We start from the raw sequence: 25194 nt of genomic DNA on the forward strand, positions 1-25194 counted from the left end.
GGACAGGCCGGGGAAGGAGGGCGGACCGCGTGACGGACAGAGCGCCCATGCCGCGAGGCTCCGGCATTTCGCGCGTGGGCCGCATGGCTCGATCGACCGCTCCGCCAGGCGTTTTCAGAGCAGGGAGCAATCATGGACAGCAACCGCGAGATGGATCCGGCGCACCAGGTGCCCGAGGACGTCGACGAGGAGACGGTGAACGCCCTGGGCGCGCTCTCGAAGGCTCTGGAGACCACGGAACGGGCCCGCGGCCACCTGTACGGGTTCCACCAGCTGACCGGGACGGCGGACTTCGAGCTCGGCGAAGCGGTCCGCCTGCTGCGCGAGGCGGGCCACGACGAGCAGGCGACCCGGATCGAGCGCGAACTCGTCGGCCGCAACGTCATCCCCGGCCACTGGACGTTCCAGATCGTCGAGGCCTACAACTCGACCTACTACCGGCCCTTCGCCGAGATGGAAGGCGACATCGTCGACGAACTGGCCGCCGGGCGGGACCACCTCTTGGAAGCCCGCCTCAAGACGGCCCGTCGCACCCACCAGCACCCCCACCACGCCGCGACACCTCCACCGTCCGACCAGTGAGCCGAGTCCAGCTCGTGTCGGCCGTGATCGAGGACGGGTCCGGCTCCCCGGGACTCGGCCACCGGGCCGGGTGCACCCACTGTCGCGGACCGCGGGACCAGGTGTGCGGACGGGCTCGGGCCGGCTCGTCGCCGCCTCGGAGTCTTGACCTCGTATACGGGGGTACTCGCAAGCCATGAAAGCGACATACTGGGAAATCGCCCTGCCGGACGCGGCATTCGGGATGCTCGGCGCCTTCGTGGGCGGGCTGCTCATCGTCGGAGCTCTGGTGTGGGCAGTCCGGTTGGGCATCAAGGCGCGTCGGCGTGAGCCGGGTCCGCCCCGGTCCCATGAGCAGCCCACGCTGCCGAAGTCCGGTCCTGCGCATGAATCCAGGGAGATGCGCGAGCCGGACGAGGTACCCCGGGCAGCGGACGAGAGCGAACGCCTCACGCCGTACCAACTCCACAGCTCGGGCAGCAAACGCAGCGAGAAGCAGGAGCGTCCGCGCTGGGAATCCGGATCCGGGGGCGGCCCCTGACGGGGCATGTCCCGCCGGGACGGCGCGTCGATGCGAGTCGGCCTCAACGTCCGAGAGTCGGCCTCGACATGATGCCGCCGTGGAAGGGTACTCATCGGTATTGACCGATTCATTACCATTTATAGGGTTCTGTCATGGCGATTCGACACCAAGTGATCGAGCAGCCCCCTGACGCCGTCTGGGCGGTTCTGGAGGATCCCCGGCTCTACGCCGACTGGGTCGTGGGGACCTCTGCCTCGTGGCCGTTGGACGCGCGGTGGCCGCAGGTCGACGCGGAGCTGGCGTATCGCGTGGACCTGGGTCCATGGACGCTCGAAGGGCGGACGGTGGTCCGCCGGGCGGAACCGCCCCGCTGGCTGGAGCTCGAGGCCGACAGCGGCCGCTTGGGCACGGCGCGTATCGCCATCGAAGTGCGCCCCTGGGGCGGACAGGCGTTGGTCCTGGTCGACGAGCACCCGCTGCGCGGACCGGGAGGAGCTCTGCACGCGGCGCCCCTCGACTTCTTGATCCAGTTGCGGCACCGAAGCATGCTGCCCCGCCTCGCCCGAACCGTGGAGCGTGTTGCCTCGGCGGCATCGGGTACCACGGGCCGGGCCATGGCCGGAGACGCGGGAACCGACGGCCGGGTTTGAGAAGCCGAAGCCCCACTCACCTCCGGCGCAGGCCGCCCACGGGCTCGCTCTGTGCGCTTCCAGGACCTCGACTGCCGGAGCCACGCCATGACGCCGCACCCCGTACTCGACCGCGGTCTGCCGGCCCCCCCCGGCACCTGTGTCGCGCTCGCTCCCGCCTCGCAAGGGGGACCCGGCGCCGTAGCTCGAAGCCCTGCGCACCGGCCCGCTCCGCACCGCCGGTCGCTCCACCGGCTCCCCTCCCGGGCCGCCGAGGTACGCCCGCGGGCCGCGCGCCACGAAGCGCACCGCGTCCAGCAGGACGGCGACGGACCACCGGCGTACACACCCGGCGAGTGGCGGCGGTCGGCGCTATGCGGCAGCTCCGGTACGGCGCAGCGGAGCGCCGGCCTGGTGGAGACTGCGCAGGGCCTGCCGGTAGGAAGCGACCAGACTGGTCTCCAGGTAGGCGACGCCCAGCTCTTCGCAGTAGCGACGCACGATGACCTGAGCCTTGCGCAGGTTCGGGCTCGGCATGCTCGGGAAGAGGTGGTGCTCGATCTGGTAGTTCAGGCTGCCCAGGGCGATGTCGGTGAACCGACCGCCATGCACGTTGCGGGAGGTCAGGACCTGGCGGCGCAGGAAGTCCGGACGGTCCTTGCCGGTGAGGACCGGCATGCCTTTGTGGTTGGGGGCGAAGATCGAGCCCAGGTACACCCCGAAGAGGCCCTGGTGGACGGCTAGGAAGGCGAACGCCATGCCGGGCGGCAGCACCAGGAACAACGCGGTGAGGTAGACGGCGAAGTGTCCGAACAGCAGGGCCCCTTCCGCCGTCCGGTTCTTGAGCGCGTGGTTCGCCAGCGAACGGACGCCCGCCACGTGCAGGTTGAAGCCCTCCAGGGTGAGGAGGGGGAAGAACAGATAAGCCTGCGAGCGGCCGATCAGCCGGGGCAGTCCCGTGGCGACGTCGGCCTGGTCCTGCGTCCAGACGATCAGGTCCGGGATGATGTCGGGGTCGAGCTGTTCGTGATTGGGGTTGGCGTGGTGCCGGGTGTGCTTGTCCTGCCACCAGCCGAACCCCATGCCGATGCCGGCGTTCCCGGCGATGCGTCCGGACGTCTCGCTCGCCCTGCGCAGCCGGAACACCTGACGGTGGGCGATGTCGTGGGCCACCAGTGCGACCTGGCCGAAGGCCACGGCGAGTACCGCTGCGACCACCAGGGTCCACCAGCTGGCGCCGACGAGGACGAAGGCGGTCCAGGTGCCCGCGTACAGGGCGGTCACGGCGGTGAGGCGTACGGTGTAGTAGCCGGGGCGGCGGCACATCAGACCGCTGTCGGCGATCTTCCTGGACAGCCGTGCGAAGTCGCTTCCCGGACTCGGCGCGGGACGGACAGTGGTTTCATCGATCACGGTCGTGACCCTTTCGGCGGACGGAGCCCGGGGGCATCGCGCTCCGGGTTCACTCCACGCTGCCGTCGGCGGGGTCACGGCCCAGTCGTCTCCGCAGGGGAGGCGGCTTCTGCGGCGTGCGAGATAGCTGGTTCTGTGCTCTGTGTACCCCGTAAACCGTTTCCCGCACCTCGATCCGCCGCGAGGGTGACTCCGGGGAGTCCTGGCAGAGGCTTCCGGACCTCGGCAGCGGCCGGCCCGGTACCTCGGCCGACCGTGGACCGGTGAGTAGGATGGGGGTGCGTCCCTGACCCCGGCGCGTCCTGTCGATGGACGGCGCAGGCCTCCGATCACGGACCCCCTTCCCGCGCGTGCCAGGTGTTCCTCGGCCAGTGGCAGCGCCTGTCTCTCGGCGAGCTCGCTGCTCATTCCCTTCGAGCCTGCCCGCACGCATGCACCTTGTTCTGGTTCTGGTGCGGGTCGGGGAGCCGAGGCACCGTTGTGCATACGATGATTCTGAACCGGTGCGATGACCGGGCGACCGTCTTCGTGGGGGGTGAGATCGACTTGGCCACCGTCTCAGGCGTACGCGCGGCCCTTGCCGTGTGCCACGCCTACAAGATGACTGGCATTGACGTCGATCTCAGCGCGGTCCGATTCTGCGACGCCAGTAGCCTGAACGTTTTCCTCGCCGCCGAGCGTCGTGGGGGGTCCGCGGCACACGTGCGGCTGCATCAGCCGCCCCCGATCGTGCGCCGGCTCCTGAGGATCACCGGTACGGAATTCCTCCTTGCCGCGGATTCGCATGCTGAGCCGCATTCGGGTGAACTCTCCCTGCCATCCAGCGGCGCCGCATGATCAGTGACCGTATGGCGAAGATCCTGCGCCTGCTCCAGACCGATGCGTGGTCGGACGCGGTGGTGGATGCGACCGAGCTGCTCGGCGTGGACGGGATCTCGGTCAGTGCGGGCAGCGGACCGGGCGTGGCGGAGATCCTCTGGTCCTCGGGCGCCGTCTCGGACAGTTTCGAAGACCTCCAGATCACTCTTGGTCAGGGGCCGGGACCGGACAGTCTGGCCGCCGGAACGGCGGTGCGCGTGCACGACCTGGCCCGCGTGCGCGAGGACCGCTGGCCCGGACTCGTGGCGGAGGCGTCCATTCTGGCTGTGCAGGCGGTTTTCTGCTTCCCCCTGCGGATCGGGGCCATCACACTGGGGGTACTGACTCTGGTCAGGCACGTTCCCGGGCCCTTGACACTTGTACAGGGTGACGATGCCAACGCACTGGCGGTTGCCTTGACCAAACGCGTCCTGGACCTCGGGTTCCCGCTGCTGTCATCACCGGACGACGAGGACCAGGCGTTTCACCACGCGGTCCTGCACCAGGCGACCGGCATGGTCAGCGTCCAACTGTCCGTACCGTTGGCAGAAGCCCTGCTCAGGCTGCGCGCCCACGCCTACAGCAACAATCTGAACCTGACCGATACGGCCCAGGACATCGTGGCAAGACGTCTGCGGCTTGCCCCCGAGCTGCCCCCGACGAACGTCATCGACGACGCAGACGAGGACTGATCTCCATGACACCCCGAAACCAGCAGCTCACCGAGGTCTTCGTCGAGGTGGCGGACTCCCTGATCGAGGACTTCGACGTCATCGACTTCCTGCAGAACCTGTCCAGGCGGTGCGTGGAACTGCTGGACGTGGCAGCCGTCGGCATCCTGCTCGCCGACGAGAACGACCGGCTCCACCTCCTGGCCGCTTCCGACGAGCACACCCGGCTCCTGGAGCTCTTCGCGCTCCAGCACGACCAGGGTCCCTGCGTCGAGTGTTACCGCGACGGCCGGCCCCACGTCCGCATCAGCCTCACCGACCCCGAGGCGGCAGCGAGGTGGCCCCAGTTCACCCGCAGCGCCCAGGACATCGGGTTCGTCGCCACCAATGCCCTGCCGCTCCGGTTGCGCGGACGGATCATCGGCACGCTCAGCCTCTTTCAGAACGACCCCTCGCCCCTCGCCGCCCAGGACCTCGACCTGGCCCAGGCGCTCGCCGACGTGGCCACCATCGCGATCCTCCAGCAGCGCACGCTCGCGCACAGCGAAGCCGAGCGCGACCAGCTCCAGTACGCCCTCAACAGCCGCATCGTCATCGAACAGGTCAAAGGCGTCCTCGCCGAGCGCTGGCAGATGACCGTCGACGAGGCCTTCGGCATCTTCCGCGCCTACGCCCGTGCCCACAGCCGCAAGCTCTCCGAGCTCGCCCGGGCCATCACCGATGGCACGCAGGACACGGACGTCATCCGCGCATTCGACGCACGGACACCCTGACCGCCCCCGGCACCGGCGAAGTCGGGTGGACCGCTTCGGTCGATCAGCATTCCGGGTGGCGGTCCCCGAGGACGTTTTGCCGGTGCGACCTCACATACCGATGATCAGTCGGCTGGCCTGCTCCGAGACAGCCGTCCCGACCTGTGAGGCGCCGCCCTCGGACTCCCATACCGTCTCCGCTTCCCGCACCTGCTTGGGCACGGAGACGCCGTGCGGCACCCGGTCGGCGGTGATGAGCGCGCTCGCGGTCAGTGGCGGGCCGCCGTATGCGGATGCCGCCGCCATCAGACGTGCGGCTGCTTCCGGGCCGGTCTCGGGCGGGATCACCAGCAGGTCCCAGCGGCCGGTGCCGTAGGACAACAACAGGAGCTTGTGCGGGTCGATCTCCGGAGTGAACCAGCCGACCTTCACGACATGGCCGCTGACGGGCACCTCGTCCGGGATGACCGGCCAGTGCTCGGGGTTGACGGCGATACGGGTGATGCGGCCCCACACGGTGTCCAACGCATCGGTCAGTGCGGGCAGTTCGCGCAGCAGATCGCGGGACCGCGGCCACCAGGCGCCGTCCAGGAGCCCGCGGGAGGGGCCGTCGGCCTTCAGGGCGAGACGGGCGGGAGGAGCTGCGACGGGCGCGAGCCGCGGCAGGGTTGCTTCGAAGGTCGCGGTCATGATGAGGACCTGTCTCCGGTGCCGCCACCGAAGTCGCGGCCCGGCTTTCACCTATCGCCGGGAACGACCCGGCGTGGAAGCCGGTGTGCGGAATGCCCTCGGTGCCTCCACCGTACTCCGTCTCCTTGTCCTGCCGCGGCTGTCGTACCGGCAGGAGTACGCTGCAAGCGTCGAGGGCACGTCGTACGCCGGTGATCGCACAGGCCTCGTCCTCGTCGCAAGCAGAGATGCGGGCCGCCCAGGTCCGGGCAGGTTCGCTCCATGACATCCGAAGCCGCGCACGACCCACCCCGTTCCGAGACCACGCACGAGCGGACAGAGCCGGGTGGAGGTCCGCATGGTCGCCGCGGACTCTGAATCCCGACTTCGGCGGACCGCCCGCCGACCGCACCCACCCACCGCCGTCGAAGAGGCGCAGCCCAAGACCCCGGCCGCACCGTCGTCACCGAGGTCAAGGACCGCCCATGTCTCTTCAGTCCATCCGTCCCCCGTCCACCGCTCAGCCGGAAAGTGCCCCGCAGCTCGTGGAGTACGACGGGAGGACACCCTTCCCGCGCGGTGGAACGACGCGCGAGCGCACCGGCAGTGAGCGGGTGCCCCTGACGGTCACGGCGTTGATCGTCTTCCTGCCGTTCCTGGCACTCGGCCTGGCCTGCTGGTTGTTGTGGGGGCGCCTGATCCATCCTGCCGACGTCCTGCTCGCCGTGGTGCTCTACACGGTCACGGGCCTCGGCATCACAGTCGGCTTCCACCGGGGCCTGACCCACGGCAGTTACCGGGCCGCACGGCCACTGCGCATCGCGCTCGCGACGGCCGGGTCGATGAGCTTCCAGGGCGACGTGATCGGCTGGGTCGCCATCCACCGCCGCCACCACGCCTTCACCGACCGGCCGGGCGATCCGCACTCTCCCTACCGCTACGGCACGTCTGTACGCGGCCAGCTGCGGGGCCTGGCGGACGCCCACGTGGGCTGGCTGTTCCGCAACGACCCCACGTCCGCCACGCGTTACGCTCCCGATCTCGTCGCCGACCGCGACATCCGGGTCGTGTCCCGGGCCTTCCCGGCTCTGTGCGTGCTCACCCTCGTCCTCCCCTTCGCCGTGGGCGGCCTGATCGGCGGTACCTGGATGTCCGCTCTGACTGCCCTGCTGTGGGCGGGACTTGTCCGCATCGCCCTGCTCCACCACGTCACCTGGAGCGTGAACTCCCTCTGCCATGTGATCGGCGAGCGTCCGTTCCGCACCCGTCGCCATGACCGTGCCACCAACGTGTGGCCTCTGGCCCTGCTCTCGTTCGGTGAGAGCTGGCACAACCTCCACCACGCCGACCCCACCAGCGCCCGGCACGGCGTCGACCGCGGCCAGCTCGACCCCTCCGCCGCCGTCATCCGCCTCTTCGAACGCCTCGACTGGGTCAGCGACGTGCGCTGGCCCACCCCGGACCGTATCGCCGCGCGCCGCGCGTGAACCCGATCGACCGTGTCCCCCGCAGGAGTTCTCATGACACTCGCTCCCCCGCCCCCGCTCTCCTCGACGTCCGGCGTCCGCCTGCGCCTGGCGGCCCAACCTGCACAGGGCCACATGCCGCGGCGCATCGACGGCGCCTGGTGGCCCCGCTCGACCGATCTGACGTCCGAACTGCCCCGGTTGCTGGGTGCCTTGCCGCCTGCCTGGGGGCAGGTCAGCAGCGTCCTGGTGGACGAGGCCGTATGGGACCCGTTCCCCGGGCGGTTGCTCGTCGCCGACCAGGTGGTACGCCTGCGCCGGACGACCAGCCAGCACGCCCCGTCCACCGTCTGCCTGCTGGCGCCCGGCCGCGGCCGATGGGACCTGCTGGTCGTACCGCCCGCGGCCACGGAGGCGGAGGCCGGGTGGCTCACGGACGGCGTGGACACCGACGTGATGGACAGCCTGGGGCCGGGAACCGCTGTTCGTTGACCGTCCCTGATCGGACCGGCCGTTGGCCCGTGGCACCCAGGGGTGCCGCGGGTCAGGGTGTTGTCACCGCACCGGTCGAGGGCCGTCAGCGCCTTCGGTTCCGCACCGAGCGGCACGGCCCGGAGCGGTGGAGGCCGGTGGTGCTGCGATGACCACGGCCGGGCGGGGTTCTCGTTCCCGTCCTGCGGCAGCCGTGCTGTCCGGACGCGGAGTCCGTCCGGCCCCTCGGCGGAGTACGCTCGGTGCTACCGAGGGTATTTCGCGCACCGGCCCCCATGTCCGTGTCGCTTTCGGCGATTTGATCACCTCGGGCCGGTTGCGGTCGGTCCGGAGCCGGGTCCGTGCCATGAATACGACCGCTTCTTCCACACCGATCCCCGAAAGCGCGCCCTCCTCTTCGTCCTTCCGGACGCCTTCCGCTTCCCTCGGTTCCTCGCCGACGGCCGTGCTCGATCCGCTGTGGGGTCGGGTCACCGGTGACCGGGCGGACCACCCTTACCGGCCGGCTGTCCCGGGCTCGGTGCCCGTACGTGGGCGGGCACAGCCGACTCCCGCCTCGGCTCTTTGGCTGATGGCCGCCGGGAGGGACTGCCTGCGCTCCTCGCACGCGGGCCGGCTGATGGGGGAGGCGGCGAGCCTGCGCATGGTCTCGAAGACCGACCCGGCCGTTCAGGCGGCCTGGGACTCCGAAGGGGAGCAAGTGGTCCACGCGCAGGCAGTACGCCCGCAGATCCCGGTCGTTTCCGCTCCGGCGACGTGAGACGAGGACCGCGGTCCCGCGGATGGACACGACAGCCGAGCGCGGGACCTGCGACCGCGTGCGGTGACCGTCGGAGAGCGACCTCGAGGGTCGGCCGACGCGCAACCTCAAAAGCCGGTGCCGGCCGCGGACACGTGGCCCCGAGAACCGGCAACCCCTCGACAGCAGCCCGAGACCCCGGCCGCGTCACGGACGACAGGCCGGGGTCCTCCCGTGCCGTGAGCCTCCAGGACCGCTCGGGTCCGGGGCCGTCATCGACGTAAGGAAGGTGGGAACCATGGGTGTTCTGATCACTGTGCTGGCGGTGTTCGCCGTGGCCGGGCTCGTCCTGCTCGCCCTGAGCGTGCGCAACGTCCAGCAGTACGAGAAGGGCGTGGTGTTCCGCTTCGGGCGGCTGCTGCCGGACATCCGCGGGCCGGGCCTGCGGGTCATCCGGCCGATCGGGGACCGGATGCGGAAGGTGTCCGTACAGACCGAGGTCCTCGGTATCCCGCCGCAAGGGTCCATCACCGCCGACAACGTGACACTCACCGTCGACGCGGTCGTCTACTTCAAGGTCATCGACCCCGTCAAAGCCCTGGTGAACGTGCGCAACTATCCCGCGGCCGTCTCCCAGATCGCCCAGACATCGCTCCGCTCGGTCATCGGCAGGGCGGACCTGGACACGCTGCTCTCCGACCGCGACCACATCAACGCGGAACTCAAGAAGGTGATGGACGCCCCCACGGAGGAGCCCTGGGGACTGCGCATCGAACGCGTCGAGATCAAGGACATCGCCCTTCCGGAGTCGATGATGCGCTCGATGTCCAAGCAGGCCGAGGCTGAGCGGGAACGCCGTGCCCGGGTCATCGCCGCCGACGGAGAGTTCGAGGCGTCGCAGCGGCTGACCGACGCCGCCGCGACCATGGCCGACACCCCCGGAGCCCTCCAACTGCGCCTGCTGCAGACCGTGGTGGACGTCTCCGCCGAGAAGAACAGCACCCTCGTGATGCCGTTCCCCGTGGAGATGCTCCGCTTCTTCGAGCACCAGAGCAGGGAAACCGGCGGCGCGTCCGACGGATGGGTCACGCACCGGAGCGCCCGGCGCCCCGCGGCGCCCGCGGGCGTCGTGATCCCCGAACCCGCCACCCCGGGACCGGCCGTCGCACCCTCCCTCTCGCTGAGCGGAGAACGGGTCGGCTCCAACGGCACGCGGATCGGCAGCCGTGCGGAGGTGGCTCGGGAGCGACGGGACAACTGGCCGACACGGAAGGACGCGGAGGAGTCACTGAAGGGCTGACCGCTCCGCCGCCGGGGTGACGCGGATCGGCGTCGCGTGATCCCGCTGTGACCCCGGTGACAGATACGTCACCGGGGTCACAGCGATCCAGGGTGGCTGAAGCGGGCCGCCCGGCGCTGGACGCGGTGGCGGCGCGTGCGGTGGCGCACCGGTGGATGCGCCGCTCGCGCGTCGGTACGGGCGTAGAAGACGTGCTTGGCGCCCTCGATGAGTACCAGATAGAGCACGACCATCAGTGCCAGGGTGAGAAGGAGTCCGAGCGGCAGGGCCTGGAAACCGAGCGGCCCCGCGAGCGGAGACATCGGCAGCGTCACGCCGACGGCGGAGACAGCGATGGCGCTGACCATCAGTGGGCGGCTGGGCCGGCTGCGGTAGAACGGCACTCGGCGGGTGCGGATCGCGAAGACGACCAGCGCCTGCGTGGCGAGGGACTCCACGAACCAGCCGGAGCGGAACAGCTCGGCGCCCGTGTGGAAGATCTCGATCATGACCGCGAAGGTGAGGAAGTCGAAGACGGAGCTGACGGGCCCGAAGAAGAGCATGAAACGGCGGATGAAGGCGATGTCCCAGTGCGAGGGCGCGCGCAGTTGCTCCGGGTCGACGTGGTCGGTGGGGATGGTCAACTGCCCGGCGTCGTAGAGGAGGTTGTTGAGCAGGATCTGCGAGGGCAGCATCGGCAGGAAGGACAGCACCAGGGAGGCTCCGGCCGCGCTGAACATGTTGCCGAAGTTGCTGGAGGTCCCCATCAGGACGTACTTGATGGTGTTGGCGAAGATCCGGCGGCCCTCGGCGACCCCGTCGGCGAGCACGCCGAGGTCCTTCTCCAGGAGCAGGACGTCGGCCGCGTCCTTGGCCACGTCGGTCGCGGTGTCCACGGACAGCCCCACGTCGGCCGCGTGCAGGGCCGGCGCGTCGTTCACCCCGTCGCCCAGGAACCCGATGTCCCGGCCCCGGCGCCGCAGCGCCCGTACGACCCGGGCCTTGTCCTGGGGCGAGACGCGGGCGAAGACGGTGGTGGTCTCGGCAGCCCTGGTCAGCTGGTCGTCGTCAAGCTCCGCGATGTCCCGGCCGGTCAGCGCACGGCCGGGCGGCAGGCCGAGGTCGGCGCAGACCTTCTGGGCGACGAGCGCGTTGTCGCCCGTACAGATCTTGACGGTGATGCCGAGGTCCGACAGACGTTTCAGCGAGGCGGCGGCACCGGTCTTCGGCGGGTCGAGGAAGACCAGGAAGCCGGCCAGGCACAGACGGTACTCGTCGGTGGCGCTGAGGGACGTCTGTCCGGCGGCGTCCCTGGTGGCCACGGCGACGACCCGGCTGCCCGACGCGAAGTGCTCCTGGAGCACCGCCGCGGCCTCCTCCGGCACGTCGGCGCAGCGGGCCAGGACGGCCTCGGGCGCCCCCTTGGCCACGAGCAGGCGGCTGCCGTCCGCGCGTTCGACGAGCGCGGAGCCGAGCTGCCGGTCGTGGTCGAAGGGCAGCAGCGCGAGCCGGTCGTGACCGGTCGGAGGAGTGTCCGTGGCCTGCCACAGCGCGATGTCGAGCGCGTTCCCGCCCACCTGGTCGAGATCGCCCTCGGTGGCCAGCAGACCCAGCGTCAGCACCGCGTCGCAGGGCGTGCCGGCGGGGTCGAGGGCCGTCTCGAAACGGATACGGCCCTCCGTGAGCGTGCCGGTCTTGTCGGTGACCAGGACGTCCATGTCGCCCAGGTCCTCGATGCAGACCAGCCGTTTGACGAGGACCTTGCGCCGGGCCAGCTGTCGTGAACCGGTGGCCAGACTCGTGCTCACCACGGCGGGCAGCAGCTGCGGGGTGATGCCCACCGCGATGGCCAGCGAGAAGAGCAGGGCGTCGAGCAGCGGCCGGTGCAACAGGAGGTTGATGACGAAGATCCCCGTGGTGAGGGCGGCGGCGACCTTGAGGAGCAGCATGGAGAAGCGGCGCAGCCCCGCCTGGAAGTCGGTCTCCGGCTGCCGTTCTCCCAGCTCCAGCGCGATCCGCCCGAACTCGGCACGGCCCCCGGTGGCGACGACCACTCCGTTCGCGCCGCCCCCGTGCACCACCGTCCCCATCAGCGCACAGGAGGCCAGCTCGGCCAGCGCCGCCCCCGCGGCGACCGGCTCCGGGGTCTTGTCGGCGGGGGCGGACTCCCCGGTGAGGACGCTCTCGTCGCAGGCGAACGCGGTGCACTCCAGCAGGCGCAGGTCCGCGGGTACCACCTGCCCCAGCGTGAGACGTACGACATCGCCCGGCACCAGTTCGGTCACATCGACCTCGGTGGCCGTACCGTCCCGGACCACGACGGCCGTGTGGCGCACCCGCGAGTGCAGGGCCTGTGCCGCCTTCTCCGCCCGGTACTCGTTGACGAATCCCAGTGTCACGCTCAGCACCAGGATCCCCGCGATGATGATCGCGCCGGTCCGCTCGCCGAAGAAGTACGAGACCCCGGCCGTCACCGCCAGCAGGATCAGCAGGGCGCTGCGCAGCTGCCGCCCGAGGAGCGCAAGGACCCGCACGTGGTGCGTGAGTACGGCGTTCGGCCCGACGGCCGTGAGCCGTACGGCCGCCTCGCCCCCCGACAGGCCCTCGGGACGGCTCGCGAGCGCGGCCAGTACGGCCGTCGCGTCTTCGGCGGCGGCGTCCCCCACCCGCATCTCCGTCACCCGTGTGGTCACTGGCTCCAGGTCCATTCGGCCACCTCGGGCAGGTCCGTCCCATGGGCGCGGATCCAGCCGTGATGGCGGTAACGGACGTCGACCATCCGCTGCCGCAGCGCCGCCGCCCGGACCGCGAGCCCGGGCACCCGGTCGATGACGTCCATGACCAGCCGGTACCGGTCGAGGTCGTTCCGTACGACCATGTCGAACGGGGTCGTGGTGGTGCCCTCTTCCTTGTAGCCGCGCACGTGCAGGTGAGGGTGGTTGGCGCGGCGGTAGGCGAGCCGGTGGATCAGCCAGGGATAGCCATGGTAGGCGAAAACAACCGGTTTGCCGGGGGTGAACAGTGCGTCGTACTCGCTCTCGGACATGCCGTGCGGGTGTTCCTCCGCGGGCAGCAGCCGGGCCACATCGACGACGTTGACCACCCGTACCGCCAGTTCGGGCAGATGGAGACGGAGCAGCGAGGCGGCGGCCAGCACTTCGAGGGTGGGTACGTCGCCCGCGCAGGCGAGCACCACGTCCGGCTCGCCGTGCTCGGACTCGGTGCCGGCCCAGGACCAGATCCCGGCGCCGCGGGCGCAGTGGGCGCGGGCGGCGTCGAGGTCGAGCCAGTCGAAGCAGGGCTGCTTGCCGGCGACGACGACGTTGACGTAGTCGCGGCTGCGCAGCACGTGATCCGCCACGGACAGCAGGGTGTTGGTGTCCGGGGGGTAGTAGACCCGCACGACCTCGGGCGACTTGTTGAGTACGTGGTCGACGAAACCGGGGTCCTGGTGCGAGAAGCCGTTGTTGTCCTGGCGCCACACGTGCGAGGTGAGCAGGTAGTTGAGGGAGGCGATCGGGCGGCGCCAGGGGAGCCGGCGGGCGACGCGCAGCCACTTGATGTGCTGGTTCGCCATGGAGTCGACGATGTGGACGAAGGCTTCGTAGCAGGAGAAGAGTCCGTGGCGGCCGGTGAGGGTGTAGCCCTCCAGCCAGCCCTGGCAGGTGTGTTCGGACAGGATCTCCATCACCCGGCCGCCGCGTTCCAGGTGCTCGTCCGTCGGCAGTACCTGGGCCTCCCACGCCTTGCCGCTCGCCTCGTAGACGGCCTGCAGGCGGTTGGAGGCCGTCTCGTCCGGGCCGACCAGCCGGAAGTTCCGCCGCTCGGCCGTGTCGGCCATCACCCGTGCCAGCAGGTCGCCGAGGACACGGGTCGGTTCATGCGCTGTCGCGCCGGGCTTGTCGACCGGGACGGCGAACCGCTCCAGGGGCGGGAGGGGCAGGTCGTGCAGCAGCAGGCCGCCGTTGGTGTGCGGGTTGGTGCCCAGGCGGTGCGCGCCGTCGGGGACGCAGGCCAGGACCTGTGCTCGGGGGCGTCCGTGCTCGTCGAAGAGTTCCTCGGGCCGGTAGGAGCGCAGCCATCGTTCCAACTGCCGCAGGTGGTCCGGGTTTTCGCGTACGGCCGGCAGCGGCACCTGGTGCGCCCGCCAGGTGCCCTCCACAGGGAGGCCGTCGACCTCGGCCGGTCCGGTCCAGCCCTTGGGCGTGCGCAGGACGATCATCGGCCACCGGGGGCGTTCGCAGGTGCCCTGCGTGCGGGCGGCGTGCTGGAAGGCGGCGATACGGTCCAGCGCCTCGTCCATGGCGCGGGCCATCGCCTGGTGGACGGCGCGGGGGTCCTTCCCGGTGACGTGAAGGGGCTCGTGGCCGTATCCCCGCAGCAGGGAGTCGAGTTCGGGCTCCGGGATCCGGGCAAGGACCGTCGGGTTGGCTATCTTGTAGCCGTTGAGGTGCAGGATCGGCAGGACGGCCCCGTCCCGTACCGGGTCGAGGAACTTGTTCGAGTGCCAGGACGCGGCCAGCGGGCCCGTCTCGGCCTCACCGTCGCCGATCACGCACGCCGCCAGGAGCCCCGGGTTGTCGAACGCGGCTCCGTACGCGTGCGAGAGGGAGTAGCCCAGCTCGCCACCCTCGTGGATCGATCCGGGGGTCTCGGGCGCGACATGGCTGGGGATGCCGCCCGGGAAGGAGAACTGCCGGAAGAGGCGGGCCATGCCGGCGGCGTCCCGCGTGATGTCCGGATACGTCTCGGTGTAGCTGCCCTCCAGCCAGGAGTTCGCCACCACGGCGGGCCCGCCGTGACCTGGCCCCCAGACACAGATCGCGTCCAAGTCCCTTGCCTTCACGACCCTGTTGAGGTGTGTGTGAACCAGGTTCAGTCCCGGCGAGGTGCCCCAGTGCCCCAGCAGCCGCGGCTTGACGTGCTCACGAGCCAGCGGCTCGGTCAGCAGAGGGTTGGACAGGAGGTAGATCTGACCGACGGCCAGGTAGTTCGCCGCTCGCCAGTGGGCGTCCAGCGAGCTCAGTTCCTCCTCGGCGATGTCGTCGATGCCGGCAGGGGTGTCGAGGGAGGTCTCGCGAGGGGGGTCGAGTGGCATGACGGACCCTTCTTGAAGAGGTCGCTCAGAAACTTCGGGGACTGAGGCCGGGGAGGAATTCGGTTTCGTCGATGAAGGCGCGGGCGACATCCGAGAGGCGGCGGTTGTGGGAGCGGGCGTAGGCCCTCAGAGTGGTGAAGGCCTGTTCCATGTCCGTGTGGCGGCGTTCGGCGAGTTTTCCCTTGGCCTGTTCGATCAGGACGCGGCTGCTGAGGGCTGTCTGCAACTGCTCGTTGAGCAAGGTGTTGCGCTTGGCGGTGCGTTGTTGCAGCAGGCTGATGGTGGCGACGTCGGCGAGGGCCTGGGCGAAGGGGGCGGCGGCGGGGTTGATGGGTGCCGGGGTGGTGTGGAAGAGGTTGAGGGCGCCCACGACCTCGTCGCGCAGGCGCATGGGCAGCGCCTGGACGGCGGTGAAGCCGCTGCGCCGAGCCTGGGCGGTGAACAGGGGCCAGCGGGCTGCCTCGCCACGCAGGTTGTGGACGGAGACCGCGACTCCGGTGTGGAAGCAGTCCAGGCATGGGCCTTCGTGGTTCTGGAGCTGGAAGAGTTCCAGGAGGCGCACCCGTTCGTCGGAGGCGGCCATGACGCGCAGTACGCCGTCATGGTCGGCGAGCAGGACGCCCGCCGCGCTCGCGTCGAGCAGGTCGACGCAGCGGTCGGTGAGCAGGCGCAGGAAGTCCATGAGGTCGAAGTCGGCGACGAGATTGTCGGCGAGCTCGACGAACGTCCGGGCCATCAACTGTTCCTTCATCGTGCACACCTCTGTGTCTGGGGGGTGAGCATCAGGACTCCTCGTCGCGGGGGCGCGCCTCCGGCGGTCGGATGTCGGACGGAGCCGGGTCCGGGGGGAGACGGAGCCGGTGGGCGACCACGTCGGCGGCGACCGCCGAGATCCGTGTCCCTCGGGCGTACGCGTGGGCGCGCAGCCGGATGAAGGCTTCCTCGAAGCCGACGTCGAGCTGAACCATGAGGATGCCGGTGGCCTGGTCGATCTCGGCGCGGTTTCCGCCCAGGTCGTCGAAGGGCGCGGCGCCGAGCCGGTCGGTGCCTGCCGCGTCGGTGCCGGGCTCGTGGGTGTCGAACGGGACACCCGTCTCACTGATCCGGGCATCGAGCAGAATCAACGTGGCAGCGTCGGCGAAAGCCATCGCATCGGCCACCTCCTCCGCGTTCAGCTCGACCGAGCTGCTGGAGTACAGGTCGAGTACGCCGGGGCTGACGGCCCCGATCCGCAGGGGGAAGGCGAAGACCGCTCTGGCACCGGCTTCCAGGGCCGCGTCGGCGAACACCGTCCAATGCCGCTGGAGTTCACCGGCCAACAGGTCGGGGCAGAGGACCGTCGAGCCGAGGACGTAGGCGTCCACGCACGGTCCTTCGCCCAGGGTGAGCTGGAGCTCTTCCAGATGCTGACTGACGGAGTCGGTGCTGCACAGCGGATGGCTCGCCCGGTCGCGGGACATCGCGGACATCCCGGCCCCGCCGACCGGCAGTGCGGCCACCGCCGCCGTACACACGTCGAGGACGCCGACCCGGGCGCCGCGCAGAGCCGCCTGTTCGGCCACGAGAGTCTGGATCCGAGCCGGCCGGTTGCCGGGAATCACGGCGACCACCCGGTCCAGGCATGGTGATCGAGCACATTCGGCCTCGCTGCCGTTTGCACCTCCAAAGGGACGATCAGCGTCAGGAACAAGGCGCTGTCGGCCGCCTTGCGGAAGCTTTTGACGTCCGTCCGGTCCAAGGAGCGAAGAGTGGCCAGGATCGGCCGGTCAGGCCGGTCCGCCAGGGTGCCACCGGGCGATGCCCGGTGCTCGGCGAGCAGCCGTTCCTGCAACCTCCGGGCCTCGTACCGGCCCCGCGCGTGCGGGGCCGCCAGGTCCTCCCGCGGTTCCATGACCTGCCGGCAGTCGAGCCGGACCTGGCTCAGGGGTGTCGTGCGCGGGGTGAGCGACTGGTGGTCTGCGTGCCCCGCGACCGGATCGGCCCGGCAGGGGCCTTCACAGCACACCGCCCGGGAGAGCAGTCGGCGCCGGGGCGAGCTCGGTGCGCAGGCTGACGCACGGGAGGGAGCCGTGGAGTGCTGTCGGCTTCCGGCGAAGAAATCAGGAAGGGCGAGGAAGGGGGAGCGGTGACCGGCGCCCGGTCGTCTGTGCCGCCGGTGGGCGTTCAGGACGGGTGGAATACCCATGGGGGGATGCCTCGGTTCACGAGACCGTGCCGGGTACCCGGCACGGTCGTACGGTCGTGCAGGCAGGTGAATGACCGATCCGGCAGCCGATGTTCCGGAGCGTAGGACCCAGCCGGTTCCCTCGGGGTGGGCGGACGGGTGATCCGCCCTCCGCAGGCATGTGGGCCAAGTAGTTGTGGCCGCCGGGGTCTGGGACGTCCGTACGCAGCATAGTCCCGAGGCCGGTGTCTCGGTTGTCCGGGGGACGGGCACCACGATGCTTGCACGGCGGTGTTCGGGCGGCTCCCATGCCGTGCCGGGTCGCTGATGGCAGGTGAAACACCATCAGCCGGGCAGGCGCACCGTCCGCACCGCCGAAGGAGCCCCACCCGCCTCCGCGCTCAGTGGGAGTGGTCGGCGAGTTGTGCTCGGCCTGCGCCGTGCCCGCCGCGATCACGCCGACGGCCGCGGCGTCGGTCCTGCGCCGTGCCGTCGGTCAATGCCCGGCTGTCTCCTTTGCCAACGCAGTTTCGACAAGGGGGAGTTCCGCGAGCCGGGCAGAGGCCGCTGGGGCGAACGGAGCCTCGGCGGGAGTGTTCACCGGCTCGGCCGATGGCGCCGGCAGGATGCGGTCCTCCCACCAGGACAGGCCCATCACGGCGGCGAGCAGGACGAAGGGGGTCGAAGCCGGAAGGATCAGCGCGTACATGTGTACCGCCTGCGGTGGTGTGCGTGCGACGCGGCGGACAGCACAGGGGTGCCCGTCTGGGGTGCATCGATGCCGTGCCAGGGTCCAGTGGCGACGGCGGTTGCCGGAGGGGCCCGTCGGTGACGGGACGGAGTCCGGCACTGATGCGTGAGGTGCGCCCCCGAAGGAGCGCGAGCGGTGATCGACGCTGCCGGGGGCTCGGGCCGTACCACGCACGTTAGCCCTCGCCGTACTCCCCGGACAGGTGTCAAGTGGCCATCCGGTTGCGGCCGATTCCGTCGGAAGCCGCGTACGCGGGCGCTGTCCGCGACCTCTCGGGAAGAGTATGTTGTTCTGGACAGGCCCTGGCCCCCGGCGTGGATGGTTTGTTCCGTCCGGGGAGGCCCGCCGTGTTCGTTCTGCTCATCGCCCTGGTCCTGGTCCTGTTCGGCCTCGGCTTTCTCAACCCCCTCTGGTGGGTGGCCGCGGCCGTGTTGCTCTTCGGCGCCACCCGCTTCGGCCGCGATCGCGGAGGAGGCTGGATCCGGGGTGACGGTTCCGATCTCGAGGGCTACCGGGACTACGAGCAGCGCCGGGACCGTCAGGACCGCTGGGACCGCCGCTACAGCCGTCAGAACCGGGCGCGTTGGAGGCGCGAGGACCGTCGGGATCACGAAGGCCCCGGGTGACCGGTGAACCGGCCTGGCAGCAAGAAGTTTCCGTCGGCCTTCGGCCGCACCGGGCGTGCGAAGAACGAGGAGAGGTGGATGCCGTGCATCGCACAGCCACGCTTCCGAAGGGCTGGTGGGGGATGGAAGCCGAAGCCTCGGTGGAGAGGGGCCAGGCGGGTCAGGATGTCGTGGCGCTGCGCGCCGAGATCGATCGGCTGCGACGGGCGCTGGGTGCGCGTGCGGTCGTCGACCAGGCCTGCGGCATGGTGATGATCCTGGCGTCCTGCCGCCGTGGTCCGGCCAGGAGCCTGCTGGTGGAGATCTCGCGGCACAGCGACACCGAACTTGCGGACGTGGCCGCGGCTCTGGTCGCCACCTGGGAGGGCGAGCCGCTCTCGCGGCTGATGCAGCGGGAGCTGCGGCGTGCGCTGCGGCGGCTCTACGCGGAAGGCCGAGGGTGCGACGACACGGCACCGGCGGATGAGCCGTCCGGAAGGGGCAGGTCATGATTCATGCAGCCGATGTCCGAGAGTGGCGTGACCGCGATGTCGTGGATACGCATGCGCACAAGATAGGTGTCCTGGAGGCGGTGTATGTGGACACCACCACGGATGAGCCGGCCATGGCCACGGTTCGCATCGGGCTGCCCACGCGGCACCGGCTGGTCTTCGTCCCCCTGGCGGACGCGATCGCCGGGCCGGACTATCTCAGGGTCGGCTATGTCAAAGCACTCGTGAGGGAGGCTCCTTCGATCGGCACCGACGACGTGCTGCCCGCCGAGCAGGAGGAAGCGATCTTCAAGCACTACGGACTCGCCTACCAGCCCGGTGCAGCCGGCGAACGGCAACTGGCGCGCCGCTGACCGCTCCTGGAGAAGGTGACCGCGTTCTGAGGAACACACCGTGCACCGGGTGGTCTCGCCCTGTGAACAACAGCGGTTGTCGACGGCTTTCACTTCGACGGAGGATGCGGCGTCGGCCGTCGGGATTCTCGAACCGCAGGAAGGCTGCGGCCTGGCCGGGACCGCCAGTGCGGCTGCGACAACGACTCCGGCGCAAACACGCCGGAGTCGCCCTTCCGGGCGGCTGCACGTGAGAGTGAGCCAACCCACCGTCCATGATACTGCGGGTGGCGCGGCTCGTACTTTCCCGGGCGTCGCATCAATCACGCTCTCCATGGCTTGCGTGATCCATCCGGCACCGAGGGCAGGGCCTACGGGTGACGTCGGCTTGCACGCCCGCATCCGTCGCCCTGCGGCCGTGCCGTCGGACGCCTCGGGCTGAATCGTCACCGTCGGCCGGTCGGTGCGGTCGCAGGAGCCCGTGAGGGCTCTGTCGCCGTTCACCGACAGAGCCGAGTGAATTGATGGCGAATTATCACACCCCCACCCGGCGGCGATTTCGCGTGACCGCTTCAAGGGGGAATGTCGGATGATCGTAAACGTGAATTGAATTTACTCAATCGCGCTTTACTCCATCGGGGTGAGCGGTCGCTCCTCGCTTTTTTATTTGCTGCTCATGGGTGATCTTGTTCGCGTAATATGCCGCAAGTGGCAAGGCTCTCCGGATGATCCGTAAGGTCCGGTGCGCCCCGGTCCACGGCGACAGAATCCGGATCGGTTCCGGTCCAGGGCGTGCCCGGTCTGCTCGGCCCGAAGCGGCCGGCCGCCGCGGCCGGACAGAAGGACACCCCGCTCACCATTGAACTCTCGTCCGACAAGAAGAGCTGAGGTTCGGATCCGTGAGGGTTCGGTTGTGCGTGGGGGTGCCCTCCATGAGCAGTGAGGAGTCGCTGTGACCTCGAGAGGGCGGGACGGCGGGCGCGACTCCCGCCCTTCCGGGGACGGGAGTCGCGGGGACAGGGCGATGTCTTTGGCGGGGACGCTGGAGGCGGCGGAAGCCGCGGCGCCCGTGGAATCGCTCGACGTGGTCGCGCGCCTGCTCAAGGAACATCTCGGGGCCGCGTCGGTGTCGTTCCTCATCATCGACTTCACCGGCAGTTCCGTCGTACGGCTGGGGGCGGCGGGCAGCGTCGACACCGACGAACCCGCCCGGCGCATCACGCTGCGGGGCACCGTGTACGACGACGTGATCCGCACCCAACTGCCGAGCGTGGAGAACAAGGGCGAGGGCGCGCTGGTGCGGATCGTCGCCCCGGTGACCAACCGCGGGGACGCCATCGGGCTCCTCGAACTGTTCCTGCCCGCAGCTCCGGACGCGGAGACGATGCGGGAGATCGGCGAGACCGCGCACGCGCTGGCGTACATCGTCATCGCGAACCGGTCGTTCACCGACGTCTACCAGTGGGGCCGGCGCACCACCCCGCTGAGCCTGGCCGCGGAGATCCAGCACCGGCTGCTTCCGGCGTCGCTGGCGTGCGAGGCGGCGCAGTTCGCGGTCGCCGGCGCGCTGGAGCCTGCCGACCACGTCGGGGGTGACACCTTCGACTACGTGATCGACCGGGACACCGTCCAACTCTCCGTGACCGATGCCATGGGTCACGACGTCGACGCCGCACTCCTGGCCACCCTTGTGGTGGGGGCCCTGCGCCGGGCACGGCGGGCCGGTGCGAGCCTTGAGGAGCAGGCCCACGAAGCCGACCTGGCTGTGCGGGAACACGGCCGTGAGGGCTATGTCACCGGTCAGCTGCTGCGGATCAGTCTGCTCGACGGCAGTACCGAGTTCGTCAACGCCGGCCACCCCTGGCCGCTGCGGATGCGGGACGGCCAGGTACGAGAGATCGTTCCGCAGGTCGATATGCCGTTCGGCTTCCATGCCCCTCGCACCTACCAGGTGCAGTCGCTGGACCTGCGGCCGGGTGACCGGCTGGTGATACTGACCGACGGCATGCTGGAGCGCAACGCCAAGAGCCTGGACCTGCCGGACCTGATCGTCCGCAGCCGCGCACTGCATCCCCGCGAAGCCGCGCGTGCCCTCATCGGGGCGATCGTCGACGCCGACCACGGCCACCTGGAAGACGACGCGACCGTCATGTGCCTGGACTGGCACGGCGCCGGCCACTCTCAGCGGGACGCCGCCACCGGCGCCGACCTCGCCGACGCCTCACAACCGTCGGGGACGGGAGGGATCACGCCAGGGCGTTGACCCCGGGCGGGCGGGGGGAGAAGGCAGCGGCACGGTCGCTGTGCTGCACAACGGACGGCTCGCCGCGGTGCACCCGTACACCACACCGATCCAGGCACCACGCGGGGCCGCCTGCTCGGCGAGCAGCGCCTGGATGCGGGTCGACCGGCTGTCGGGCCTCACCCGGGCCACCGTGTCCAGGCATTGTGCGCAAGTCCCTCCGGCCTCAAGGCGGTTGGTTTGCCGATGGGAAGGACCAGCAGTCGGAGCAGCGTGGCGCTGGTCGGCTGCCAGAACTCTCCCGCGTCCAGCCATCCCCAGGAGCGGAGCGTGGCGAGGGTGGGGCGATCGGCCCGGTCCACCAGGGTGGCGCCGAGTGACGCCGGGTGGTCGGCCAGCAGCCGCTCCTGCAACCTGCGGGCCACGTACGCGTCCTGCGGGTGCGGGGGGACCAGGATGTCGGTGATCGCGAAGACGCCGCCGGACGCTGCGAGTTGCTCGATGCCGCGCGGGAGGGCCCCGTGGAACCCGATCCACCCGAAGCCGTCGCTGCGTATCGGGAATCCGAAGGCGCATCCCACCAGGCCGTCCGTTTCCGCGATCACCATGGCGAAGCCCGGCCGGCGGATGTCGGCGGTGAGGCGGTTCAGAAAGTGCCGGCGGCTGGGACGGCAGTACGCGTCAGGACGCGATGATGTCTCGTGGGAGTCCACGTACAGATCTGTCAGCTTCCCGCTCAGGTCCTGTGCCAACCCGCGGTTCACCCGACGTAACCGGACCGCTTCCATGGTGGACGGTTCGCTGCCATGGGGCTTTCGCGGCTGCCCCCGCCCCGACCGGGCCGTCACCGCACATCCACCGAGAGCACAGAAACCAGCGGAACGGTCCGGTGCCGCGGGGGCTGGGCCGTCGGGGCCGGGACGTCCCCGAGCGGAGGTGACGGATGCCCGAGCGGAACGTCGGGGAGCAGGAACCCGGAGCCGGTGAGGCGGAGGATCAGGTCCAGTGTCGGTGGCGGGTGGTGCAGTCGCAGGGTCCCGCCGGCCTCGGTGGTCTGCTGCGCGGCGTGGAGGAAGACGTTGAGGCCGGTGCAGTCGCAGAAGGTGACAGGGGCGAGGTCGATGTCGATGGTGCGGATGCCGTCGCTCAGACATCGCGCCAGTGCCGTGCGTACCAGCGGGGCCGACTCCAGGTCGATCTCACCGGCCAGGGTGATCAGTACGCGCTGTCCTCGGTCATGGCGGCAGACGGTGAGCTGCGGGAGGGGCATGATGCCTCGGTTCGGTGGACCATCCGGCAGCGGGCGCGGTGACGCCGGGGATCCGGGCCCTCATGACGCGCCGTCGGCGGGGCGTACGTTCGGCGGAGGGGAGCTACGGCGGGTCCGACAGCGCACCGGACCCGCCCGGTTCCCTCCAGGGATGCGCCGGGTCACAGACGAAGAGTCCGCTCCCCGCAGCCATCCGTGTCGGACAACGACAAGCCGCCGGGGTCTGGGACGTCCGCACAGCAGCATAGTCCTCGATCCGGTCCGGCGGACGGCCGGAAGCCGGTCCGCTCCTCGTACCCGGGCGACGCCTGGACATGTGCCGCGCGGGTGTATCCGTGTCCTGCGTGTACGGGAATTGCCCGGAGCAGTCGTACTGGTCGGCGGATTCACTCGCGCCAGGTCACGAAGATCCGGGAGCAGTCGGAGGGACTCGCGGGGTTCTCAGGGTGTGGTTCACCGGGCTCTCGGACCGGGGTCCGTCGCACGCTCAGGACAGGTCCGAGGTGGCCTCCGGGCGGCTCAGCGCCTCCTCCAGCGAGGCCGAGGGCGGCAGGATCCGCGAGAGCCCGGTCAGCCGGACCATGCGCAGGGTCAGCGGATGGGTGCAGACCAGGTGCAGCCGGCCGCCCCGGTCCTGGACGCGGCGCCGCGCGCGGTACAGCAGCCGCAGGCCCGAACAGTCGAAGAACTCGACGCACCGCAGGTCGATCACGACCTGCGGTGCGGGGTCCGAGGTCACCGCGTCCAGGAGCGGGGTGATCTCCGTCGAGGCGAGCAGGTCGATCTCCCCGTGCAGCTCCAGTACCACATGACCGTGGTCATGGGTGATCCGTACGTGCTTGGTGCACGGCGCGAAGTCGCTCGCCACGCGGACATCACCTCCAGCCGGCCGTCGGTCCGCTCCCGATGGCCGGGCGCGCTCACCGGAGGCCGGGGCGGCCGCACGTCAAGCGATCACTGGACACGACCCGGGCGCCGGTGCGAAGCAAAACCGTTTCCTGCTCTGCAAGTTACCCTCGTTGAGGTGAATTCCAGCATGTTCGATTGACATATGTCTTCGCTGTGCGAGGCGAGTTGGCCAACTATGCGCGTCCGCGCGGCTGTCCGTGCGGCCGTCCGCGCTGACGGCCGCGCGGTTTTCCCGCCGTCAGTCGACCACCAGGACGAGCTTCCCCGTGGTCCGGCCCGTGTCGCCCAGCGCGTGCGCCTTGGCGGCGTCGGCCAGCGGGAAGGTCTCGGCGACCGTGGCGCGCAGCACGCCCTTCTCGACGAGGTCCGCGACCGCCCTCATGCCCGCCCGGTCGGCGTCGACGAGCATCCGCACCGCCCGGACCCCGAGCCGCTCGGCCTCCTCGTAGAACGCGTCCGTCCCGACCGGCAGGATCGAGACGACCACGCCGCCCGGGCGCAGCACGCGCAGTGAGCGCAGTCCCGTCTCGCCGCCGACCGTGTCCAGGACGACATCGACGTCCCGCACGGTCTCGGCGAAGTCGACGGACGTGTAGTCGACGGGCTCGTCCACGCCGATGGACCGCAGGAAGTCGTGCTTGCCGGCGCTCGCCGTGCCGATCACGTACGCCCCGAGGGACTTCGCAATCTGCACGGCCACATGACCGACCCCGCCGGCCGCCGCGTGGATCAGTACCCGCTGCCCCGGCCGCACGTCGGCCCGTTCGGTCAGTGCCTGCCACGCGGTCAGGGAGACCAGCGGGAGGGCTGCGGCCTGGGTGTGGTCGATCGTGGACGGCTTGTGGGTGAAGGCGCGGGCGGGCCCGGTCACGTACTCGGCGTGCGAGCCGTGGCCGAAGGGGTAGGGCAGCATGCCGAAGACCTCGTCGCCGGGCCGGAAGCCGGCGACGCCGATCCCGGTCGCCTCGACCACGCCGGAGACGTCCCAGCCGAGGACGAAGGGGGGTTCGCCCAGGAACCCCCCGGTCGCGCGGTGCTTCCAGTCGGTCGGGTTCACGCCCGCGGCGCGTACCCGGACCAGGATCTCGTTCGGTCGCGGCGAGGGCCGCTCCAGGGTGACTTCCTCAAGGACCTCGGGGCCGCCGAGGACGGTCTGGCCGATGGCTCGCATCGTGTTCACAGTGCTCATGGTGAACCAGCCTGCCCGGAGGCGCCCCGGCAGAAAATGGCATGATTGCCAACCTTCGATAAGATCGTGC

The 25194-nt window shown here is 70.1% G+C and carries 26 protein-coding genes; 14 read left to right on the forward strand and 12 right to left on the reverse strand.

What is annotated here, in order from left to right:
- Positions 1-132: 132 nt before the first annotated feature.
- The 3 genes from ACH4S8_RS01850 to ACH4S8_RS01860 all read left to right on the forward strand — a co-directional run bounded on the left by ACH4S8_RS01850 (position 133) and on the right by ACH4S8_RS01860 (position 1734).
- The gene (locus ACH4S8_RS01850) at positions 133-582 is read left to right on the forward strand and encodes a hypothetical protein (RefSeq protein WP_398389915.1); all 450 of its coding nucleotides are present in this window, start codon (positions 133-135) and stop codon (positions 580-582) included.
- 223 nt (positions 583-805) lie between these two features.
- Positions 806-1102 (forward strand): DUF6479 family protein, encoded by a 297-nt coding sequence (locus tag ACH4S8_RS01855; RefSeq protein WP_398390693.1) that lies wholly within the window; start codon positions 806-808, stop codon positions 1100-1102.
- Between the two features lie 134 nt (positions 1103-1236).
- Positions 1237-1734, forward strand: a complete 498-nt coding sequence (locus ACH4S8_RS01860; protein ID WP_398389917.1) for an SRPBCC family protein — start codon at positions 1237-1239, stop codon at positions 1732-1734.
- A gap of 351 nt (positions 1735-2085) precedes the next feature.
- Here ACH4S8_RS01860 and ACH4S8_RS01865 read toward each other — a convergent pair whose 3' ends face one another.
- The gene (locus ACH4S8_RS01865; RefSeq protein ID WP_398389919.1) at positions 2086-3126 is read right to left on the reverse strand and encodes a fatty acid desaturase family protein; all 1041 of its coding nucleotides are present in this window, start codon (positions 3124-3126) and stop codon (positions 2086-2088) included.
- A 489-nt stretch (positions 3127-3615) separates the two neighbouring features.
- On the opposite strand from ACH4S8_RS01865, the gene ACH4S8_RS01870 reads away from it, so the two are divergent.
- Genes ACH4S8_RS01870 through ACH4S8_RS01880 form a run of 3 tightly spaced genes read left to right on the forward strand, consistent with a single transcriptional unit; the run spans position 3616 to position 5428 of the window.
- Positions 3616-3963 carry an STAS domain-containing protein gene (locus tag ACH4S8_RS01870; protein WP_398389921.1) on the forward strand — a complete coding sequence of 116 codons (348 nt, stop codon included), beginning with the start codon at positions 3616-3618 and terminating at the stop codon, positions 3961-3963.
- An 11-nt stretch (positions 3964-3974) separates the two neighbouring features.
- A complete protein-coding gene (locus ACH4S8_RS01875) occupies positions 3975-4676 on the forward strand; it encodes an ANTAR domain-containing protein (protein ID WP_398389923.1) in 702 nt (233 codons plus the stop codon).
- Between the two features lie 5 nt (positions 4677-4681).
- A complete protein-coding gene (locus ACH4S8_RS01880; RefSeq protein ID WP_398389925.1) occupies positions 4682-5428 on the forward strand; it encodes an ANTAR domain-containing protein in 747 nt (248 codons plus the stop codon).
- A gap of 90 nt (positions 5429-5518) precedes the next feature.
- Here the strand turns inward: ACH4S8_RS01880 and ACH4S8_RS01885 are convergent, their stop codons facing one another.
- Positions 5519-6097: a DUF5994 family protein gene (locus tag ACH4S8_RS01885; protein ID WP_398389927.1), complete on the reverse strand. Its 579-nt coding sequence runs from the start codon at positions 6095-6097 to the stop codon at positions 5519-5521.
- 464 nt (positions 6098-6561) lie between these two features.
- Here ACH4S8_RS01885 and ACH4S8_RS01890 point away from each other — a divergent pair, with 464 nt between their 5' ends.
- The 4 genes from ACH4S8_RS01890 (at position 6562) to ACH4S8_RS01905 (ending at position 10073) form a co-directional block, all read left to right on the forward strand.
- Positions 6562-7563 (forward strand): acyl-CoA desaturase, encoded by a 1002-nt coding sequence (locus ACH4S8_RS01890; RefSeq protein ID WP_398389929.1) that lies wholly within the window; start codon positions 6562-6564, stop codon positions 7561-7563.
- A 33-nt stretch (positions 7564-7596) separates the two neighbouring features.
- Complete coding sequence (locus tag ACH4S8_RS01895) at positions 7597-8034, forward strand: DUF5994 family protein (protein ID WP_398389930.1); 438 nt, start codon at positions 7597-7599, stop codon at positions 8032-8034.
- Between the two features lie 571 nt (positions 8035-8605).
- The gene (locus ACH4S8_RS01900) at positions 8606-8794 is read left to right on the forward strand and encodes a hypothetical protein (protein ID WP_398389932.1); all 189 of its coding nucleotides are present in this window, start codon (positions 8606-8608) and stop codon (positions 8792-8794) included.
- A gap of 277 nt (positions 8795-9071) precedes the next feature.
- Positions 9072-10073, forward strand: a complete 1002-nt coding sequence (locus ACH4S8_RS01905; RefSeq protein ID WP_398389934.1) for a slipin family protein — start codon at positions 9072-9074, stop codon at positions 10071-10073.
- A gap of 77 nt (positions 10074-10150) precedes the next feature.
- On the opposite strand, the gene mgtA is transcribed toward ACH4S8_RS01905, so the two are convergent.
- The 6 genes from mgtA to ACH4S8_RS01935 all read right to left on the reverse strand — a co-directional run bounded on the left by mgtA (position 10151) and on the right by ACH4S8_RS01935 (position 18023).
- Positions 10151-12760: a magnesium-translocating P-type ATPase gene (gene mgtA / locus ACH4S8_RS01910; protein WP_398389936.1), complete on the reverse strand. Its 2610-nt coding sequence runs from the start codon at positions 12758-12760 to the stop codon at positions 10151-10153.
- Positions 12742-15150 (reverse strand): phosphoketolase, encoded by a 2409-nt coding sequence (locus tag ACH4S8_RS01915; protein ID WP_398389938.1) that lies wholly within the window; start codon positions 15148-15150, stop codon positions 12742-12744. The genes mgtA and ACH4S8_RS01915 overlap by 19 nt, the downstream gene beginning before the upstream one ends.
- A gap of 25 nt (positions 15151-15175) precedes the next feature.
- Positions 15176-15901, reverse strand: a complete 726-nt coding sequence (locus ACH4S8_RS01920) for a GAF and ANTAR domain-containing protein (RefSeq protein WP_398389940.1) — start codon at positions 15899-15901, stop codon at positions 15176-15178.
- Between the two features lie 31 nt (positions 15902-15932).
- Positions 15933-16712: a GAF and ANTAR domain-containing protein gene (locus ACH4S8_RS01925; protein WP_398389942.1), complete on the reverse strand. Its 780-nt coding sequence runs from the start codon at positions 16710-16712 to the stop codon at positions 15933-15935.
- A 35-nt stretch (positions 16713-16747) separates the two neighbouring features.
- Positions 16748-16981: a hypothetical protein gene (locus ACH4S8_RS01930; RefSeq protein WP_398389944.1), complete on the reverse strand. Its 234-nt coding sequence runs from the start codon at positions 16979-16981 to the stop codon at positions 16748-16750.
- An 829-nt stretch (positions 16982-17810) separates the two neighbouring features.
- Positions 17811-18023: a hypothetical protein gene (locus tag ACH4S8_RS01935; protein ID WP_398389946.1), complete on the reverse strand. Its 213-nt coding sequence runs from the start codon at positions 18021-18023 to the stop codon at positions 17811-17813.
- 389 nt (positions 18024-18412) lie between these two features.
- On the opposite strand from ACH4S8_RS01935, the gene ACH4S8_RS01940 reads away from it, so the two are divergent.
- From ACH4S8_RS01940 to ACH4S8_RS01955, 4 genes are all read left to right on the forward strand, one after another.
- Entirely contained in the window at positions 18413-18691 is a 279-nt protein-coding gene (locus ACH4S8_RS01940; RefSeq protein WP_398389947.1) for a hypothetical protein, read from the forward strand.
- An 83-nt stretch (positions 18692-18774) separates the two neighbouring features.
- Positions 18775-19182, forward strand: coding sequence for an ANTAR domain-containing protein (locus ACH4S8_RS01945; RefSeq protein ID WP_398389949.1), 408 nt, complete (start codon positions 18775-18777; stop codon positions 19180-19182).
- Positions 19179-19535: a PRC-barrel domain-containing protein gene (locus tag ACH4S8_RS01950; RefSeq protein ID WP_398389951.1), complete on the forward strand. Its 357-nt coding sequence runs from the start codon at positions 19179-19181 to the stop codon at positions 19533-19535. Before ACH4S8_RS01945 ends, ACH4S8_RS01950 begins: the two co-directional genes overlap by 4 nt.
- Positions 19536-20538: 1003 nt before the next feature.
- Positions 20539-21777: a PP2C family protein-serine/threonine phosphatase gene (locus ACH4S8_RS01955; protein ID WP_398389953.1), complete on the forward strand. Its 1239-nt coding sequence runs from the start codon at positions 20539-20541 to the stop codon at positions 21775-21777.
- A gap of 158 nt (positions 21778-21935) precedes the next feature.
- Here the strand turns inward: ACH4S8_RS01955 and ACH4S8_RS01960 are convergent, their stop codons facing one another.
- The 4 genes from ACH4S8_RS01960 to ACH4S8_RS01975 form a co-directional block, all read right to left on the reverse strand.
- On the reverse strand, positions 21936-22508 hold the full coding sequence (locus ACH4S8_RS01960) for a hypothetical protein (protein WP_398389955.1): 573 nt from the start codon (positions 22506-22508) through the stop codon (positions 21936-21938).
- Between the two features lie 92 nt (positions 22509-22600).
- Positions 22601-23026 (reverse strand): STAS domain-containing protein, encoded by a 426-nt coding sequence (locus ACH4S8_RS01965; protein ID WP_398389956.1) that lies wholly within the window; start codon positions 23024-23026, stop codon positions 22601-22603.
- A gap of 487 nt (positions 23027-23513) precedes the next feature.
- Positions 23514-23894 carry an anti-sigma factor antagonist gene (locus tag ACH4S8_RS01970; RefSeq protein ID WP_398389958.1) on the reverse strand — a complete coding sequence of 127 codons (381 nt, stop codon included), beginning with the start codon at positions 23892-23894 and terminating at the stop codon, positions 23514-23516.
- A 279-nt stretch (positions 23895-24173) separates the two neighbouring features.
- Complete coding sequence (locus tag ACH4S8_RS01975; RefSeq protein ID WP_398389960.1) at positions 24174-25124, reverse strand: NADP-dependent oxidoreductase; 951 nt, start codon at positions 25122-25124, stop codon at positions 24174-24176.
- Positions 25125-25194: the final 70 nt, after the last annotated feature.

Source organism: Streptomyces sp. NPDC021080 (assembly GCF_044333225.1).
Lineage (GTDB): Bacteria > Actinomycetota > Actinomycetes > Streptomycetales > Streptomycetaceae > Streptomyces.